The following is a 280-nucleotide window of genomic DNA, read 5'->3' on the forward strand; positions in this document are numbered from 1 at the left end:
CACCACCTCGTCCATCGTCGCGCCCGCTTGATCCACCAGGGCCGTGCCCTGGGTCACGCGCTCGACGCTGTTGTTGATCAGCTGCTTGATCTCCTTGGCCGCGTCCGCGCTGCGCCCCGCCAGGTTGCGTACTTCGCTCGCCACCACCGCGAAGCCCCGACCTTGCTCGCCTGCGCGTGCCGCTTCCACCGCCGCGTTCAAGGCCAGGATGTTGGTCTGGAACGCAATCCCATCGATCACGCTGATGATGTCGGAGATCTTGCGGCTCGCGTCGTTGATG

At 65.7% G+C, this 280-nt stretch carries 1 protein-coding gene; it reads right to left on the reverse strand.

The features are described 5' to 3' along the window. Nucleotides 1-280 (reverse strand): methyl-accepting chemotaxis protein (locus HGR_RS13445; RefSeq protein ID WP_006298835.1); only part of this gene is annotated, 280 nt, incomplete at both ends.

Origin of the sequence: Hylemonella gracilis ATCC 19624, from assembly GCF_000211835.1 — a bacterium.
Lineage (GTDB): Bacteria > Pseudomonadota > Gammaproteobacteria > Burkholderiales > Burkholderiaceae_C > Hylemonella > Hylemonella gracilis.